Below are 17229 nucleotides of genomic sequence, written 5' to 3' on the forward strand. Positions count from 1 at the left end.
GACGCGCATTTCCTCCGGGGTGGGAGCTCTAGGGGACCGTGTAGCCGGCGGCACGGAACATCTCGTACCACTCGGCCCGGGTCAGGGGGATGTCGGAGCCGAGCGCCGCGTCGTGCACGCGCTGCTCGTTGGTGGTGCCGAGCACGACCTGCATGTTCGCCGGGTGGCGCGTGATCCACGCCGTGGCGATCGCGATCGCGGGCACGTCGTACTGCATGGCGAGGCGGTCGATCACGGCGTTCAGCTCCGTGTACGCCGGGTTGTCGAGGAAGACGCCGGTGAAGAAGCCCGCCTGGAACGGCGACCACGCCTGGACGGTGATGCCATTGAGGCGGCAGTAGTCGACGATGCCGCCGTCGCGCATGATCGACTGGTCGAGCGCCGCCATGTTCGACGCGACTCCCTGCGCGATCAGCGGAGCGTGTGTCACCGAGAGCTGCAGCTGGTTCGCCACGATCGGCTGGTTCAGTGACTTCTTCAGCAACTCGATCTGGTACGGCGTGTGGTTCGAGACGCCGAAGTGCGTCACCTTGCCGGCGGCGTGCAACTCGTCGAAGGCGCGGGCGACCTCGTCCGGCTCGACCAGTGCGTCGGGGCGGTGCAGCAGGAGCACGTCGATGCGGTCGGTCTGCAGAGCCTTCAGCGACCCCTCCACCGACTCGATGATGTGCTCGTACGAGAAATCGAAGTACGGGCCGTCGCCGACGATGCCGCACTTGGTCTGCAGCACGATCTCGTCGCGCTGGGACGGGGTGAGCTGCATCGCCTCGGCGAAGCGCTCCTCGCAGTGGTGCACGGCGTCGCCGTAAACGTCGGCGTGGTCGAAGAAGTCGATGCCGGAGTCGCGCGCGGTGCGCACGAGATCGCGGATGGCGTCGTCGGTCATGTCGGGGATGCGCATGAGGCCGAGGACGACGTTCGGGGATTCGATGCCGGAGGCGCCGAGGGTGACGTGCTTCAAGGGGGGACTCCTTCGTCGGGTACTCCCCCACGCTAGGGGGGCCGGCTGAGTGGCGTCCAACAGCGGGTGCTGGTGCGATTCATGCGGCGGAGTGGTGAATGCGGATGCTTGCCCGCGCTTCTCCCTTAGTGCCAGGGTGCCCTCATGACGATCGAGGTGCGCCCGGCGTCCGTCTTCGACGACGTGGCGACGATGAACGGGCCGAAGCGGGCGGATGCGAGCGTGTGCTGGTGCCTGAGCTACCGCCTGCTCTCCTCCACCGAGAACACCTCCCTCCGCGGTCCTGCGCGGGGTGAGCGGATGCGCGAACTGGTCGCGCAGGATCCTCCGCCCGGCGTGCTCGCCTACGACGGCGACGAGGTGGCGGGCTGGGCCGCCGTGCACCGACGCGCCGACACGAGCTACGCGAAGAACCGCAGGATCCCGCACGTCGACGACCTCGACGTCTGGACCGTGTGGTGCATCCGGGTCCGCCCCGGCTTCCGCCGCCGCGGCATCTCGCACGCCCTGCTCGCCGGAGCCGTCGACTTCGCGCGCTCCTACGGCGCCCCGGCGATCGAGGGCTACCCGGTCGACAACCGCGGCGCCAAGGTCGAGCAGACGATGGCCTACGTCGGCACCCGCGCTCTGTTCGAGCGCGCCGGCTTCTCCTGGGCGGCCGACACGACCTCCGTGCTGAACGGCTTCCCGCGGGTGCTGATGCGCCTCCCGCTCTGACATACCACGGCGATATGATGCGATCGTGATCCTCGACCGCCTCCCCCTCGGTGCCGTCCTGCGTCGCGCCCGCGAGGACGTCGCGATGTCCCAGACGGCACTCGCTGCGGCCACCGGCCTGCGCCAGCCGAACATCGCCGCGATCGAAGCCGGAGCGCGCCGTCCGAGTCCGGAACTGCTCGAGCGACTCCTCCGGGCCGCCCGACTCCGCCCGTCGATCGTTCTGGAGTACCTGGCTGACGACGTCCGGCAGCTCGCGGTCGAGCACGGACTGAGCGACGTCCGGGTGTTCGGATCCGCCGCCCGGGGCTCGGACGACGAGCGGAGCGACATCGACCTGCTCGTCGCGGCGGATCCGTCCGTCGACTTCCTCCGCCTGGCCGCGTTCCGCGGTCGCGCCGAAGAGCTCCTCGGTTTCCCGGTGGACGTCGTGATCGACAGCCCGGACGACGACGTCGTGGCCGCGATCCGCCGCGAGGCAGTGCCGCTGTGACCGGGCCGGACGACGGCGAGACGACGCCCGGCCGCTTCACCGCCCGCCCCCGGCGCCCCGCCGACGACACCGACAAGCGCGCCCGGCTGATCCTCGAGGCGGACCGGCTCCTCTCCCGCCTCGATCGTGCCGCGCGAGACGGCGAGGACGAGTTCATCCGCCCCGTCTCGGACAGCAGGGACATCGGCGCGCTCGCCCTGATCACTCTCGCCGAGTTCGTGCACCGCGACCTGCCGGCCGCCGTCGTCGCACAGCTGCCCGGCGACGCGGTCGAAGGGCTGCGAGCGACGCGGAACATCGCCCCGCACAACTACTCCGCGCTCGACAACGAGCGCTTGTGGGCGACCGTCACCGTGCACGCCCCCGCGCTGCTCCGCACTATCCGGGCCGCGCTCCTCGACGGCTGACCAGCGCGCGGTCCCTGCGAACGAGGAACGGCCCCTCACCCGTGTCGGGGAGGGGCCGTTCGCCGTGGAGGACCGGACGTGGTGTCGACGCCTAGAAGTCCCAGTCCTCGTCCTCGGTGTTCACGGCCTTGCCGATCACGTAGGAGGAGCCGGAGCCCGAGAAGAAGTCGTGGTTCTCGTCCGCGTTGGGCGAGAGGGCCGACAGGATCGCGGGGTTCACATCGGTGACCTGCTTGGGGAACATCGGCTCGTAGCCGAGGTTCATCAGGGCCTTGTTGGCGTTGTAGTGGAGGAACTTCTTGACGTCCTCGGTCAGGCCGAGCTGGTCGTAGAGGTCCTGCGTGTACTGCGCTTCGTTGTCGTAGAGCTCGTAGAGCAGCGAGAACGTGTAGTCCTTGATCTCGTCGCGCTTGGCCTGGTCGACGCGCTCGAGGCCCTTCTGGAACTTGTAGCCGATGTAGTAGCCGTGCACGGCCTCGTCGCGGATGATGAGGCGCACGAGGTCGGCCGTGTTGGTGAGCTTGGCCCGCGAGGACCAGTACATCGGCAGGTAGAAGCCGGAGTAGAAGAGGAACGACTCGAGCAGAGTCGAGGCGACCTTGCGCTTCAGCGGGTCGTCGCCGCGGTAGTAGTCCATGACGATCTCGGCCTTCTTCTGAAGGTTCGGGTTCTCCACGGACCAGCGGAACGCCTCGTCGATGTCCTGGGTGTTGGACAGCGTCGAGAAGACCGACGAGTAGCTCTTCGCGTGCACCGACTCCATGAACGCGATGTTCGTGTAGACGGCCTCCTCGTGCGGAGTGATCGCATCGGGGATGAGCGACACCGCGCCGACCGTGCCCTGGATGGTGTCGAGCAGGGTCAGGCCCGTGAACACGCGCATCGTGAGCTGCTGCTCCTCGTGGGTCAGCGTGTTCCACGACTGGATGTCGTTGGACAGCGGGACCTTCTCGGGCAGCCAGAAGTTGCTCGTGAGGCGGTTCCAGACCTCCACGTCCTTGTCGTCCTGGATGCGGTTCCAGTTGATGGCGTTGACGTGGCTGACCAGCTTGAGCTTCTCAGGGGGAGTCATGATCTCTTCTTCGTGCGGGTCGGTGGTGCAGAGGTGTCGAGGGGAGCAGCGGCGATCGCTACAGCATGCAGCTGACGCAGCCGTCGACCTCCGTGCCCTCCAGCGCGAGCTGGCGGAGACGGATGTAGTAGATGGTCTTGATGCCCTTGCGCCAGGCGTAGATCTGCGCGCGGTTGATGTCGCGGGTGGTGGCGGTGTCCTTGAAGAACAGGGTCAGCGAGAGGCCCTGGTCGACGTGCTGCGTCGCCGCGGCGTAGGTGTCGATGATCTTCTCGTAGCCGATCTCGTACGCGTCCTGGTAGTACTCCAGGTTGTCGTTCGTCATGAACGGCGCCGGGTAGTAGACGCGGCCGAGCTTGCCCTCCTTGCGGATCTCGATCTTCGACGCGATCGGGTGGATCGAGGACGTCGAGTTGTTGATGTACGAGATCGAGCCGGTCGGCGGGACGGCCTGCAGGTTCTGGTTGTAGATGCCGTGCTCCATGACCGAGGCCTTGAGCGAGCGCCAGTCGTCCTGGGTGGGGACGGCGATGCCGGCGTCGGCGAAGAGGCGGGCGACGCGCTCGGTGGCGGGAGCCCACTCCTTCTCGGTGTAGGTGTCGAAGAACTCGCCCGAGGCGTACTTCGAGTCGGCGAAGCCCTCGAAGGTGGTGCCGCGCTCGATGGAGATGTTGTTGGAGGCGCGCAGGGCGTGGAACAGCACCGAGTAGAAGTAGATGTTGGTGAAGTCGATGCCCTCCTCGGATCCGTAGTGGATGCGCTCGCGGGCGAGGTAGCCGTGCAGGTTCATCTGGCCCAGGCCGATGGCGTGCGACTTGTCGTTGCCGTCCTCGATCGAGCGGACCGAGGTGATGTGCGACTGGTCGGACACCGAGGTGAGGCCGCGGATCGCGGTCTCGATGGTGCGGCCGAAGTCGGGCGAGTCCATGGTCAGCGCGATGTTCATCGAGCCGAGGTTGCAGGAGATGTCCTTGCCGATGGTGGCGTAGGAGAGGTCCTCGTTGTAGGTCGTCGGGGTGTTGACCTGCAGGATCTCGGAGCACAGGTTCGACATGTTGATGCGGCCCTTGATCGGGTTCGCCTTGTTCACCGTGTCCTCGAACACGATGTAGGGGTAGCCCGACTCGAACTGGATCTCGGCGATGGTCTGGAAGAACTCGCGCGCTGAGATCTTGGTCTTCTTGATGCGCGGGTCGTCGACCATCTCGCGGTACTTCTCGGAGATCGAGATGTCGCCGAAGGGCAGGCCGTAGACGCGCTCGACGTCGTAGGGCGAGAAGAGGTACATGTCCTCGTTGTTCTTCGCGAGCTCGAACGTGATGTCGGGCACGACGACGCCGAGGGACAGCGTCTTGATGCGGATCTTCTCGTCGGCGTTCTCGCGCTTGGTGTCGAGGAAGCGCAGGATGTCGGGGTGGTGCGCCGAGAGGTACACGGCTCCCGCACCCTGGCGGGCGCCGAGCTGGTTGGCGTAGCTGAAGCTGTCCTCGAGGAGCTTCATCACGGGGATGATGCCCGAGGACTGGTTCTCGATCTGCTTGATCGGGGCGCCGGCCTCGCGGATGTTGGAGAGCGAGAGCGCCACTCCGCCGCCGCGCTTGGAGAGCTGCAGCGCGGAGTTGATGCCGCGGGCGATCGACTCCATGTTGTCCTCGATGCGCAGCAGGAAGCACGAGACGAGCTCGCCGCGCTGGGCCTTGCCCGTGTTGAGGAACGTGGGGGTCGCGGGCTGGAAGCGGCCGGCGACGATCTCCTCGACGAGGGCGACGGCGAGCTTCTCGTCGCCCTGGGCGAGTCCGAGAGCGGTCATCACGACGCGGTCCTCGAAGCGCTCGAGGTAGCGCTTCCCGTCGAACGTCTTGAGCGTGTACGACGTGTAGTACTTGAAGGCGCCGAGGAAGGTCGCGAAGCGGAACTTCTTGGAGTACGCGAGGTCGTTCAGCTGCTGGATGAACTCGAACGAGTACTGATCGAGCACGGCCTGCTCGTAGTACTCCTTCTCGACCAGGTAGTCCAGGCGCTCCTTGAGGGAGTGGAAGAACACGGTGTTCTGGTTGACGTGCTGCAGGAAGTACTCGCGAGCGGCCTCGCGATCCTTGTCGAACTGGATCTCTCCGTTCGGGCCGTACAGGTTCAGCATCGCGTTGAGCGAGTGGTAGTCCATCTGCGCGGCGTCCCGGGGGGCGTCGATCACTGCTGCGTCCAAAACGTGTCCAATCCTTCGTCGACGGCGCGGACGTCGTCGGGGGTTCCGAATACTTCGAAGCGGTAGAGGTGCGGCACGGCGCACTTCCTCGCGATGATGTCGCCGGCGAGGCAGTAGGCCTCGCCGAAGTTCGTGTTGCCGGCGCCGATGACGCCGCGGAGCAGGGAGCGGTTGCGGGGCTGGTTGAGGAACCGGATGACCTGCTTGGGAACCGCTCCCCCGTCGATCCCGCCGCCGTAGGTCGGCAGGACGAGCACGTAGGGCTCGTCGACGTGGAGCGTGTCGGCCTTCGCCCCGTCGCGGTGCGAGTGCAGCGGGATGCGCTGCGCGGGCCGCCCCAGCTTCTCGATGAAGCGGTGCGTGTTGCCCGAGCTGCTGGAGAAGTAGACGAGCTCACTCATCGTGTGCTCCCCCTCCGGGTGCCCTGCGGGGCGTCGTGGCGGTCGTTCCGGTGAGGACCCGAGCCTCGCGACTCGGATCCTCCGCCGGTCCGGGGCAGAACCTGCCCACCCGGACCGGCGGAGCGTGGGGCCGCCGGTCCGGGGAGGGACGCGGCGGCGAGGGGTCTCAGGCCCCGAGCGTCGCGATCTTGTCGGGGCGGAAGCCGCTCCAGTGATCGTCGTCGGTGATGACGACGGGCGCCTGCAGGTAGCCGAGCGCCTTGACGGCCTCGAGGGCCTTCTCGTCGACGGAGAGGTCGAACACCTCGTAGTCGATGCCCTTGCTGTCGAGGGCGCGGTAGGTCGCCGTGCACTGAACGCAGGAGGGCTTGGTGTAGACCGTCACGGCCATGCGTGTCGTCCTTTCCGGGAGGGTGTCCTGGGCCGGCTCCGAGGCGTTCCGTCGGCGTGCCGATCGGGGTGGGAGACGGTCGTGAATGGTACGTCTGGGGTGGTGCTGGGCGCCGGAGGGGCGCTCGCCCCGACCTGCTCAGCAATACTACATATAGGGGGGCGCCCGGCGGGAGCCCACTAGGGCTAGTAGTTACATTCGTGTAGTTATCCACCGGTTCGTCCCCCGTTCATCCACAGGCCGAGGCCCGCGGATCCGCGTGAGGACGCGGATCGCCCGGAGTTATCCACCGCTGTGGAGAGGCTCCCGGCGTTCCCTGTGTACAACGCTCGTCGGCGTGTCGCTGTTCCCGACATCCGGGGTCGGAGGCAGGGGCGGACCACCACATGTAGGGGTCGTCGCGCGTCCGTGATCATGCTCGAACGGTAGGCCGCACCACCGACACCGGGGGCGCGGCCGGAGGCTCTCAGGCCAGGCGCGCCAGGTCCCGCGCCACTGCCCGCAGGTACGGCAGCGGGTCCGCGATCGCGGTCGCGGCCGACCCCGCGGCCTCGACCAGCGAGCCCGCCGCGGCGAAGCCCGTGGTGGGCGCCTGGATCGCTCCGGCGACCAGCATCGCCCGCGCACCGGCCTCCTCCGCCAGCTCCAGGAGGTAGGACGGCACCTTCCCCGCCCTCGACTGGGCGTCGAAGCGCCCCTCCCCCGTGAGCACGACGTCCGCGCCGTCGATCAGCGCGGGGAGTCCGAGCGCCTCGCCCACCGCGGCCGAGCCGGGCGCGAGGCGGGCGCCCCACGCGAGCAGGCCGAACCCGGTGCCGCCGGCCGCCCCCGTGCCCGCCTCCTCCGGGTCGGCGTCGAGATGCGCGGCCAGGTGCCGCAGGCCGTCGTCGAGCCGCAGCACATCGTCGCGCGAGGCGCCCTTCTGCGGCCCGAACACGTGCGCTGCTCCGGAGTCGCCCAGCAGCGGGTTCGTCACGTCGCTGAGGATGAGCGCGCCGCCGGCCGGAACCCGCTGCAGCGCGTGCAGGTCGACGGCCGCGAGGTCGTGCAGGGCGCCTCCGCCGTCGCCGATCTCGTGCCCGGTCACGGTGAGGAAGCGCGCGCCCAGCTCGCGCAGGGCCCCGACTCCGCCGTCGGTGGAGGAGCTGCCGCCGATCGCCAGCAGGAGCGAGTGCGCCCCGGCGTCGAGAGCGGCCGCGATCGCCCGCCCGAAGCCGCGGGTGTGCGCGGTGAGGGGGCGCAGCGGGTCGAGCAGGGTGATGCCGCTGGCGGAGGCGAGCTCGACGACCGCCGCGCCGTCCGGCAGCAGCAGCCACGAGGTCTCGACCGGCCGATCGTCGGGCCCGGTCACGGTGAGCGTGTGCCGCGCCGCCTCGGGGACCGCGACCGCGAACGCGTCGACCGTCCCCTCCCCGCCGTCGGCCATCGGAGCGAGCACGATCGCGTCTCCGGGACGCTCCTCGCGCCAGCCCTCGGCGAGCGCCTCCGCGACCTCGACGGCCGTCGCGGACCCCTTGAAGGAGTCGGGGGCGATCACGACACGGAGGGCTGCGCTGCTCATGCGCCCCATTCTGGCAGCCGCGCCCGACCCGCCACTCGGCAGGAAACGGGCTCCGGGCGCCCCGCACAGCCCGGTTCGCGGCGGATCGACGCTGGCCTGTGGAGAACCTGCTCGCCGGAACGGGACATCGGGCACGATGACGCGATGCCCCGACCCGCACCCCTCCCGCTCGAACTGCGCGGACGCGCCTTCTCGGTGGAGGAGGCGCGGTCCGCCGGCGTGACGGAGGACCGCCTCCGCGCGTCCGACCTGGTGATCCCCTTCCGCGGAGTGCGGGCACCGGCCGGAGCGGTGACGAGCGTCCTCGAGCGCGCCACGGCGTACGCGACGATCATGCGGCGCTCCGTGTTCTGCGGGCTGACCGCGGCTCGGCTCTGGCCGCTGGATCTTCCGAGCGAGCCTCCGGACGAACCGCTGCACGTCGCGGTCCGGCATCCGGCGCGCGCCCCGCGGGGGCGCGGGCTCGTGGGCAGCTCGCTCGCGGACCCCGAGCTGACCGGAGTGCGGCGGGGCGGGCTGCTCCTGGCCGACGGCGCGAGCGTCTTCTGCCAGCTCGGCGACGCGCTGCGGTTGGAGGACCTGGTCGCGGTCGGGGATGCGCTCGTCCTTTCCCCAGCGAAGCCGCGAACGGACGATCCCCGACCGTGGGTCCCCCTGCACGAGCTGCAGCGCCGCGTCGAGCGCATCGAGGGCCGTGGATCGCGCGCCGTTCGTCGCGCGCTCGCCCTCGTCCGAGAGGGAGCGGAGTCGCGGCGCGAGACCCGGCTCCGCCTCGTCCTCGTGACGGCGGGACTCCCCGAGCCCGAACTGCAGGTCGAGCTGTTCGACGCGCTCGGGAGGATCGGCCGGGTCGATCTGCTGTACCGGAGGTGGCGTGTCGTCGTGGAGTACGAGGGCGACCACCACCGCACGGACCGCGAGCAGTGGGATCGCGATCTGATCCGCTACGAGAGGCTCGCGGCGGCCGGGTGGACGGTGGTGCGCATCGCCTCGGCCTCGTTCGACGCGGACCCGCTCGGCTGCGCCGCCCGCGTCCGTCGGGCGCTCCTCGCGGGCGGATGGCGTCCCTCGTCGTGACAGCGGCACGGACCCGAGCCGCGAGTGGACGCGCACCGGGCGCCTCGACCCATGCAGACCCCGCCTCGCGGCCACTCGTGAGCAGCGGGAAAGACGAGAAGACGCGAATCGGGCGCTCTACCCTGCGCAGACCCCGCCGCACGACCACTCACGATCGACGGCAGACGCGAGAGGACGCGAACCGGGTGCTGCACCTCGCGCTGACCCCGGTACGCGACCACTCGCCGGAGGCGCGAACGACGAGTGGACGCGAACCGGGCGCTCGATCGCCCGGAGACCCAGGTACGCGACCGGTCGCGGGGTGCGAGCGCAGACCGGAGAGCGCCCGGTCAGAGCGGGGTCGCGAGGCGGTAGCCGCGCTTGATGACGGTCGCGACGAGGCGGGGCTCCGGGAGGGACTGGCGCAGGCGGCTGATCGCGACGTCGACCGCGTGGTCGTCGAGCGCCTCGGGAGCGGAGGCGGCGAGCACGTTGCGCGCGACCGTCGCGCCCTCGGCGGCGACCAGGGTGCGGAACAGCGCCAGCGCCACCGGGGTCAGCGGCACCCGCTCCCCCGCGAGCACGGCGTGACGGCCGCGGAGCTCGAGGAGGCCGTACTCGGTCTCGATGCGCGGGGCGCTCTGCTCGAGGTGCTCGCAGAGCAGGCGGATGAGGGCGCCCATCCGGAACCGGTCGGGGACGATCGGCAGGATCTGCGCCTCGACGAGCGGCGCCGCAGTGACGGGGCCGACCGCCGCCGCGACGACCGTCTCGCGGAACGCGGCCTGCAGGGCGTCGAGCCGGCCGGCGGCCTCGGCGACGGTGAAGAGGGCCTCGACCGCGGGGGCGCTGGTGAAGGTGACGGCGTCGATCCCGCCGCAGCAGATCGCCTCGATCAGCCGGAGGACCCGCGCCGAGTCCTCGTGCACGCTCCAGCGGTAGGGGGCGGCGGTGAGGACCGTCGCGCCCGCGTCGGTCAGGCGCTCGAGCTGGTGGGGGTCGGTGAACCCGTGCAGCTGCACCGCGATCGTGCGGCCGTCCACTCCCTCGCGCAGGGCCAGATCGACGAGGGAGGTGGTCGTCTCGCGCTCGCTCATGCCGTGGTCGTCGAGGCCGGCGGCGCGAACGGCTCCGCGGGCCTTCGGACCCCGGACGAGGATCCGCGCGGCCGAGAGAGCGTCGGTCAGCTCGTCGCCCAGGCCCGCGGCGTCGGCCGCCTCGAGCCAGCGGCGCATGCCGTAGGAGGTCGTCGCGAGCAGCACGTCGGGGCGCGCGGCCACGATCGCGCGGGTCTCGTCCTCGAGGACGCCCTCGGTGTCGATGCCGCGCATCCGGATGGTGGGCGCGTGCGTGACGTCGGCGCCACGGCGCTCGAAGGCGGCGATGAGGTCCTCGGAGCGGCGGTCGGAGGTCACGCCGATGCGGAAGCCCACGAGCTGGTCGGGCCGGAAGCCCGGTGAGGAGGCGTCGGAGTCGGGTGCGTCGGTGGTGCTCATCGGCGGCCCCCTCGGGCTCTCACGTCGTCAGCGCATCGACCGCGCGGGCGATGCTCTCGGGATCCTGAGAATCATCGCACGAGGCCTGGCGCACGACCTCGCCGATGACGATGACCGCGGGAGAGCGCGGAGCGAGGTCGGCCAGCAGCCCCATCACCTCGCCGACGGAGGTGATCGTGGTGCGCTGGGCGTGCGACCAGCCGCGCTCGACGATCGCGAGCGGCATCCCGGCGGTCATGCCCGCGCGCTGCAGCCCGGCGACCAGGTGCGGGAGGGTGTTCACGCCCATGAGGACGACGAGCGTGCCGCCCAGCCCGGCCAGGTGCCCGAGTTCCTCCTCGCTGAAGGGGGCGTGGCCCGAGACCACGGTGAACGCGCGGCTGACCTCGCGGTGCGTGACCGGGATGCCCGCGGCGGCCGGCACCGAGATCGCGCTCGTCACTCCGGGCACGACCGTGACGGGCACACCGGCGACGCGGCAGGCGCGCACCTCCTCCGACCCGCGGCCGAACACGAACGGGTCGCCGCCCTTCAGCCGGACCACGTCGAGGCCGTCGAGGGCGCGGGCGACCATCAGCCGCTCGATCTCGTGCTGGGGCACCGCGTGGTGGCCGGGCGTCTTGCCCACGTCGATGAGCTCGGCGCCGGGCGCCCACTCGGCGAGGCCGTCGTGCGGGCCGAGGCGGTCGTAGAGCACGACGTCCGCCTCGCGGAGCGCGCGGTGCGCGGCGAGCGTCATCAGGTCGGAGTCGCCGGGACCTCCGCCGACGATGCTCACGTGCCCGAGGGGCCGGTGGGGCGCGCCGGCCTCGTCGACGGTCCAGATCCCGTGCCGACCGGCCTCGGCGGAGGCGGCGGCGCGCAGCTCGGCGGCCCCCTCGACCCAGACGAGGAGTGCGGGGCATCCGGCGGCCAGGAGCGACGCGGAGGCGAGCCGGACCGGCAGCGCGTCGTCGGCCTCGCGCCGCTCGACGAGCGCGCCCGCGGCGCGGTAGCGGGCGAGCACGCGGCGCGTCCCGGAGGCGGTGCCCACGACGAGCACGCGCCGGCCGGTCAGATCGAGCGAGAGCTGCATCAGGACTCCTTCACGGAATAGGAAGCGGACGCGGACACCGACGCCGCCAGCGACGCCGGCGGCCCCACCACGCTCACCGGCCCGACCGGGATCGTCGTCCCCGCGACCAGCACCGGCCCGTCCGAGCGCTCGTCGCTCCCCGCCGGCCGGCTCTGCCCGCGCTCGCGCACCGTCGAGACCCGCGGATCCGCGGTGTCGGGGGCGTTCACGAACGAGCGGAAGCGCCGTAGCCGGTCGGGGTCGGCCAGGGTCGCCGCCCACTCGTCGACGTAGGTGTCCACGTGGGTCGCCATGGCGGCCTCCAGTTCGGCGGCGATCCCGAGCGAGTCCTCGCAGACCACCTCGCGCACGTGGTCGAGGCCGCCGGGCAGGTCCTCCTGCCAGCGGGCCGTGCGCTGGAGGCGCTCGGCCGTGCGGACGTAGTACATCACGTAGCGGTCGATGTACTGCACGAGCGTGGCGTCGTCGAGGTCCTGCGCGAGCAGCTGCGCGTGGGCGGGCTGGTAGCCGCCGTTCCCGCCGACGTAGAGGTTCCAGCCGGTGTCGGTCGCGATCACGCCGATGTCCTTGCCGCGCGCCTCCGCGCACTCGCGCGCGCATCCGCTGACGCCGAGCTTGAACTTGTGCGGGGAGCGCAGGCCGCGGTAGCGCTCCTCCAGGAAGATCGCCATGCCGACCGCGTCCTGCACGCCGTAGCGGCACCACGTCGATCCGACGCACGACTTCACCGTGCGCAGCGACTTGCCGTACGCCTGGCCCGACTCGAAGCCGGCGTCGACCAGCAGGGTCCAGATCTCGGGCAGCTGCTCGAGGCGGGCGCCGAACATGTCGATCCGCTGGCCGCCGGTGATCTTCGTGTAGAGGCCGTACTGCTCGGCCACCTCGGCGATGACCTTGAGCTTGGCGGGGGTGATCTCGCCGCCCGGGATGCGCGGGACGACCGAGTACGTGCCGTCCTTCTGCATGTTGGCGAGCGCCCGGTCGTTGGTGTCCTGCAGGGGCGCCTGGCCCTTGTCGAGGATGTAGGCGTTGGTCTGCGTGGCGAGGACCGAGGCGATCACGGGCTTGCAGACGTCGCAGCCGAGCCCCGAGCCGAACCGCTCCATGACCTGCTCGGCCGAGTGCAGGCCCAGGATCCGCACCGACTCGAACAGCTCGCTGCGGCTGAGCGAGACGTGCTCGCAGAGGGCGCGCGACACCTCCACGCCGGCGCGGGTGAGCTCGGTGTCGAGCAGCTTCTTGACCAGGGGGACGCAGGAGCCGCACTGGGTGCCCGCGCGGGTGCAGGCCTTCAGCGGCCCGAGCTCGGTGCAGCCCTCGCCGATGGCGTGGCGCACCTCGCCCACCGAGACGTTGTTGCAGGAGCAGAGCTGCACGTCGTCGGGCAGGTCGCCGCTCGGCGCCTCCGCCCCGGCGGCCGCGAGGTAGGCGCTGGGCTCGGCGGGCAGCTCGCGGCCCAGCAGCGGGCGGAGGGAGGAGTAGGGTCCGGCGTCGCCGACGAACATGCCGCCCAGCAGGGTCTTCGCATCGTCCGAGACGACGATCTTCTGGTACAGCCCGCGGGCCGGGTCGGCGTACACGACCTCGAGGGCGCCCTCGCCCGCCCCGAGCGCGTCGCCGAAGCTGGCCACCTCGACGCCCGAGAGCTTGAGCTTGGTGGCGTCGTCCACTCCGGGGAACGTCGCGTCGCCGCCGAGCAGCCGGTCGGCGACGACCTCGGCCATCGCGTTCGCGGGGGCGACGAGGCCGACGGTGCGGCCCTGGATCGCGGCGACCTCGCCGATGGCCCAGACGTGCTCGCGGCTGGTGCGGCAGGCGTCGTCGACCACCACTCCCCCGCGCGGAGCGACGTCGATGCCGACCGCGCGCGCCAGCTCGTCGCGGGCTGTGATGCCGATCGAGAAGACGACGAGGTCGGCGCCGATGCTCGAGCCGTCGGTCAGGGTGACGCCGAGCACGGTGCCGGTGGGCGAGGTGAGGATCTCGGTGGGCCGGTTGCCGAGGTGCAGCGCGATGCCCTGCGCCGAGATGATGCGGCCGAGCGCCTGGCCGGCGCCCTCGTCGAGCTGCGCGCTCATCAGCCAGCGGCCGGAGTGGATGAGCGCGGTGCGCGCGCCGAGCCGGTGCGCGCCGCCCGCGGCCTCGAGGCCGAGCAGTCCTCCTCCGACCACGACCACGTTCGCCGGGCGGCCCTTGCGCTCCTGGAAGGCGGCGAGGTCGGCGACGAGCGAGTCGACGTCCTCGAGCGTGCGGTACACGCGGCCGTGCTCGGCACCGGCGATCGGGGGCACCGTGGCGGAGGAGCCCGTCGCCAGCACGATCTCGTCGCCCTCGAACCAGCGGCCGTCCGCCAGCTCGACCCGCGGGTGCTCCGGATCGATCGCGACCACGCGGGAGGAGGTGATCAGCCGCGCCGACTCCCACAGGGCTCCGTCGCCGAGGGTCAGGTCCACGCGCCCCTCGAGACGCTTCGAGAGCGCGACGCGGTCGTAGGGGTGGTGCACCTCCTCGCCGAAGACGGTGATGTCGAGAGCGGAGTCGGCCCGCGCGACGAGCGCGTCGACCAGGCGGTGCGCGGCGGGGCCGGCGCCGACGACGAGCACGCGTCGGGGGGCGTCGGCGGCGGGGTTCGCTCCTGCGGTTGTCATGGGGTCCACCGTAGGCAGACGCCGTTTCCCCGCCGTTGCCCGGACGTAACGCTCTGTGACGGGCGTCTCACGGTGCCGGTGGGCGGTCGTGAGAGCTTCGTTACGCCCGGGACACCGCAGGCGTCATCGGCTGAAACGCGGGGTCCCTACCGTGTCCTTCACCGCCTCCGACCGGGTGCGGCACCCTCGATCGAGAAGGCGGGACCATGACACTCCTCGACCTGACCCGCTCCCCCTCGTCGACCACGACCTGGGTCCCCGTCTGCAACCGCCTCGAGCTCGAGCCGCTCTGGGGCGAGGCCGCGCTCGTCGGCGGCGTCCAGCTCGCCCTCTTCCTCCTCCCCGACGGACGCGTCTTCGCCGTCTCGAACCTCGACCCCGCGACGGGGGCCGCCGTGCTCTCCCGCGGCATCGTCGGCTCGCGGAACGTCGACGGCGTGCAACGCGCCACCATCGCCTCGCCGCTGCACAAGGACGTCTTCGACCTCGAGACCGGCCGCTGCTACACCTCCGAGTCGCTGCACCTCGCGACGTGGAGCGTGCGGGAGTCGGACGGCGTGATCGAGGTGGCCCAGCGGACCGCCCTCGTCGCCGCCTCGCACGGCACCTCGGACGACGACGGCCGCCGCGCCGTCGCCGCGCTGGTCGACGCGGTGCGGACCGCGAACCCGGCGCTCGACGTGCTCGACTCCTTCGTGGACGTGCAGCAGCCGGACGTGCCCGAGACCCTCGCAACGCTCGAGCCCGGCCGCCCCGCGGTCGTCGTGCCGCTGCTGCTCAGCGCCGGCTACCACGTGCACGTCGACCTCGCCGAGGCCGCGGCCGAGGCGGAGCGACCCGTGCGGGTCACCGGCGCGCTCGGGCCGGATCCGCGGCTCGCGACGGTCCTCGCCCGCCGCCTGCACGAAGCGGGCCTGGGCGAGGGCGACCGGATCGTGCTCGCCGCCGCCGGCTCCAGCGATGCCGGGGCGGTCGCCGACTGCTGGACCACCGGGCGCCTGCTCGCCGCCGAGCTCGGCCGCGAGGTGAGCGTCTCGTTCATCTCGGCCGCCGAGCCGCGCGTCGCGGACGCGGTCACCGCCGAGCGCTCGGCGCACCCCGGGGCGCGCGTCGTCGTCTCGACCTACCTCCTGGCCCCCGGCTACTTCGCCGGTCTGGCCGCCTCCGCGGGCGCCGACGTCGCGTCCGCTCCTCTTCTCACCGCCGTCGATCCGCCCGCGCGCGAGCTCGTCGACATCGTCTCGGAGCTGTTCGGGCGCCACGCCTGAGCGCTCCGCTCTCCCCGCACCACCACCGCTCCACCTCCCCTTCCCGAGCGCGCCCCCGCGCGCGCCGACCCTTCCCCGGAGGACCACGATGACTGCTGCACCGCCGACCACCGCCCCCGCCACCGCCGCTCCCGGCTCCGGCATCACCCGCCGACCCGGCCGCTGGATCGACGGCTGGAACCCCGAGGACCCCGCGCAGTGGGAGGCGGAGGGGCGCTCGGTCGCCGGCCGCAACCTGCGCTGGTCGATCTTCGCCGAGTTCCTCGGCTTCGTCGTCTGGCAGCTCTGGTCGGTCGTCGTGGTGCAGCTGCCCGCGGCGGGCTTCGACTTCACCACCGGCGAGATCTTCTGGCTCATCTCGATGCCGAGCCTGGTCGGGGCGACGCTCCGGATCCCCTACACCTTCATGGTCCCCCGCTTCGGCGGGCGCAACTGGACCATCGTCTCGGCCGGCCTCCTCCTCATCCCGAGCATCGGGCTCGCGCTCGCGGTCGGGAACCCCGAGACGCCGTTCGGAGTGATGCTGCTCATCGCGGCGCTCGCCGGCTTCGGCGGCGGCAACTTCGCCAGCTCCATGGCGAACATCACCTTCTTCTACCCGCACGCCCAGAAGGGCTACGCACTCGGGCTCAACGCCGCGGGAGGCAACCTGGGCGCGGCCGTCGCGCAGCTGATCGTGCCGATCGCCATCACGATCGGCGCCGCGGCGACCGTCAACCTGCCGCTCGCGGGCTGGATCTGGGTGCCCCTGATCGTCGTCGCCATGATCGGCGCGTACAAGCGGATGGACAACCTCGGGGCCGCCAAGGCCGACGTCGCCGCCTCCCTCGCCGCTCTGCGCGAGCCGCACCTGTGGATCCTGGCCGTGCTCTACATCGGCACCTTCGGCTCCTTCATCGGCTTCGCCGGGGTGTTCCCCAAGCTCATCGCCGACACGTTCCCCGAGTACTCGACCTTCGCCGTCGGCTCCGCGACCCTCACGCTCGCGTTCCTCGGCGCCCTCGTCGGCTCGCTCTCCCGCCCCTACGGCGGCCGCCTCGCCGACCGCTTCGGCGGGGCGCCGGTCACGATCGTCGCGTTCATCGCGATGGGCGCCGGCATCGTCGGAGTCATCGCGACGCTCCCGCTGGGCAGCTTCTGGCTGTTCCTCCTCGGCTTCCTCGTGCTGTTCGCCGCGGCGGGCATCGGCAACGGGGCGACCTACCGGATGATCCCCACCGTGTTCGCGCTCCGTGCCCGGCAGTCGGGCAGCGACGGCGTCGGCGCCCAGCGCAAGGCGGCCGCCGCCCTCGGGCTCATCTCGGCCATCGGCGCCTACGGCGGCTTCGTCATCCCGCAGCTCCTGGGCTTCTCGAAGACCGAGTTCGGCGACTACACGACGGCCCTGGGCTGGTTCGTGGGCGCCTACGCGGTGATGCTCGCGATCACGGCGGGCGTCTACCTCCGCCTCGCCGCGACGACGGGGACCAGGATCTAG

The 17229-nt window shown here is 71.3% G+C and carries 15 protein-coding genes; 6 read left to right on the plus strand and 9 right to left on the minus strand.

Translation table 11 applies throughout. From position 1 onward, the window contains the following. Positions 1 to 28: 28 nt before the first annotated feature. Entirely contained in the window at positions 29 to 961 is a 933-nt protein-coding gene (locus tag ASF46_RS12325; RefSeq protein ID WP_056867860.1) for an aldo/keto reductase, read from the minus strand. 144 nt (positions 962 to 1105) lie between these two features. Here ASF46_RS12325 and ASF46_RS12330 point away from each other — a divergent pair, with 144 nt between their 5' ends. From ASF46_RS12330 to ASF46_RS12340, 3 genes are read left to right on the plus strand one after another with little or no spacing between them, the layout of a single operon-like run. After that, positions 1106 to 1678 carry a GNAT family N-acetyltransferase gene (locus ASF46_RS12330; protein WP_056867861.1) on the plus strand — a complete coding sequence of 191 codons (573 nt, stop codon included), beginning with the start codon at positions 1106 to 1108 and terminating at the stop codon, positions 1676 to 1678. Between the two features lie 25 nt (positions 1679 to 1703). Beyond that, a complete protein-coding gene (locus ASF46_RS12335) occupies positions 1704 to 2171 on the plus strand; it encodes an XRE family transcriptional regulator (RefSeq protein ID WP_157602487.1) in 468 nt (155 codons plus the stop codon). Further along, positions 2168 to 2578 carry a HepT-like ribonuclease domain-containing protein gene (locus ASF46_RS12340; protein ID WP_056867862.1) on the plus strand — a complete coding sequence of 137 codons (411 nt, stop codon included), beginning with the start codon at positions 2168 to 2170 and terminating at the stop codon, positions 2576 to 2578. The genes ASF46_RS12335 and ASF46_RS12340 overlap by 4 nt, the downstream gene beginning before the upstream one ends. A gap of 91 nt (positions 2579 to 2669) precedes the next feature. On the opposite strand, the gene nrdF is transcribed toward ASF46_RS12340, so the two are convergent. From nrdF to ASF46_RS12365, 5 genes are all read right to left on the minus strand, one after another. Continuing rightward, positions 2670 to 3650 (minus strand): class 1b ribonucleoside-diphosphate reductase subunit beta, encoded by a 981-nt coding sequence (gene nrdF / locus ASF46_RS12345; protein WP_055791099.1) that lies wholly within the window; start codon positions 3648 to 3650, stop codon positions 2670 to 2672. Between the two features lie 58 nt (positions 3651 to 3708). After that, positions 3709 to 5814, minus strand: a complete 2106-nt coding sequence (gene nrdE / locus ASF46_RS12350; protein WP_056868579.1) for a class 1b ribonucleoside-diphosphate reductase subunit alpha — start codon at positions 5812 to 5814, stop codon at positions 3709 to 3711. A gap of 26 nt (positions 5815 to 5840) precedes the next feature. Continuing rightward, positions 5841 to 6257, minus strand: a complete 417-nt coding sequence (gene nrdI / locus ASF46_RS12355) for a class Ib ribonucleoside-diphosphate reductase assembly flavoprotein NrdI (protein WP_055791095.1) — start codon at positions 6255 to 6257, stop codon at positions 5841 to 5843. A gap of 166 nt (positions 6258 to 6423) precedes the next feature. Next, on the minus strand, positions 6424 to 6648 hold the full coding sequence (nrdH, locus tag ASF46_RS12360; protein ID WP_055791091.1) for a glutaredoxin-like protein NrdH: 225 nt from the start codon (positions 6646 to 6648) through the stop codon (positions 6424 to 6426). 466 nt (positions 6649 to 7114) lie between these two features. Further along, positions 7115 to 8209 carry a glycerate kinase gene (locus ASF46_RS12365; RefSeq protein ID WP_056867863.1) on the minus strand — a complete coding sequence of 365 codons (1095 nt, stop codon included), beginning with the start codon at positions 8207 to 8209 and terminating at the stop codon, positions 7115 to 7117. 144 nt (positions 8210 to 8353) lie between these two features. Here ASF46_RS12365 and ASF46_RS12370 point away from each other — a divergent pair, with 144 nt between their 5' ends. Continuing rightward, positions 8354 to 9286, plus strand: coding sequence for an endonuclease domain-containing protein (locus ASF46_RS12370; RefSeq protein ID WP_056867864.1), 933 nt, complete (start codon positions 8354 to 8356; stop codon positions 9284 to 9286). Positions 9287 to 9615: 329 nt separating this feature from the next. Here the strand turns inward: ASF46_RS12370 and ASF46_RS12375 are convergent, their stop codons facing one another. Genes ASF46_RS12375 through nirB form a run of 3 tightly spaced genes read right to left on the minus strand, consistent with a single transcriptional unit; the run spans position 9616 to position 14484 of the window. After that, positions 9616 to 10761: a uroporphyrinogen-III synthase gene (locus ASF46_RS12375; RefSeq protein ID WP_056867865.1), complete on the minus strand. Its 1146-nt coding sequence runs from the start codon at positions 10759 to 10761 to the stop codon at positions 9616 to 9618. Between the two features lie 19 nt (positions 10762 to 10780). Continuing rightward, positions 10781 to 11836: a uroporphyrinogen-III C-methyltransferase gene (gene cobA, locus ASF46_RS12380; RefSeq protein WP_056867866.1), complete on the minus strand. Its 1056-nt coding sequence runs from the start codon at positions 11834 to 11836 to the stop codon at positions 10781 to 10783. Next, positions 11836 to 14484, minus strand: a complete 2649-nt coding sequence (nirB, locus tag ASF46_RS12385; protein WP_056867867.1) for a nitrite reductase large subunit NirB — start codon at positions 14482 to 14484, stop codon at positions 11836 to 11838. The genes cobA and nirB overlap by 1 nt, the downstream gene beginning before the upstream one ends. A gap of 206 nt (positions 14485 to 14690) precedes the next feature. On the opposite strand from nirB, the gene nirD reads away from it, so the two are divergent. Continuing rightward, complete coding sequence (nirD, locus tag ASF46_RS12390) at positions 14691 to 15752, plus strand: nitrite reductase small subunit NirD (RefSeq protein WP_082485468.1); 1062 nt, start codon at positions 14691 to 14693, stop codon at positions 15750 to 15752. An 88-nt stretch (positions 15753 to 15840) separates the two neighbouring features. After that, positions 15841 to 17229 carry an MFS transporter gene (locus ASF46_RS12395; protein ID WP_056867868.1) on the plus strand — a complete coding sequence of 463 codons (1389 nt, stop codon included), beginning with the start codon at positions 15841 to 15843 and terminating at the stop codon, positions 17227 to 17229.

This window comes from Rathayibacter sp. Leaf296 (assembly GCF_001423045.1).
Classification (GTDB): Bacteria; Actinomycetota; Actinomycetes; order Actinomycetales; family Microbacteriaceae; genus Rathayibacter; species Rathayibacter caricis.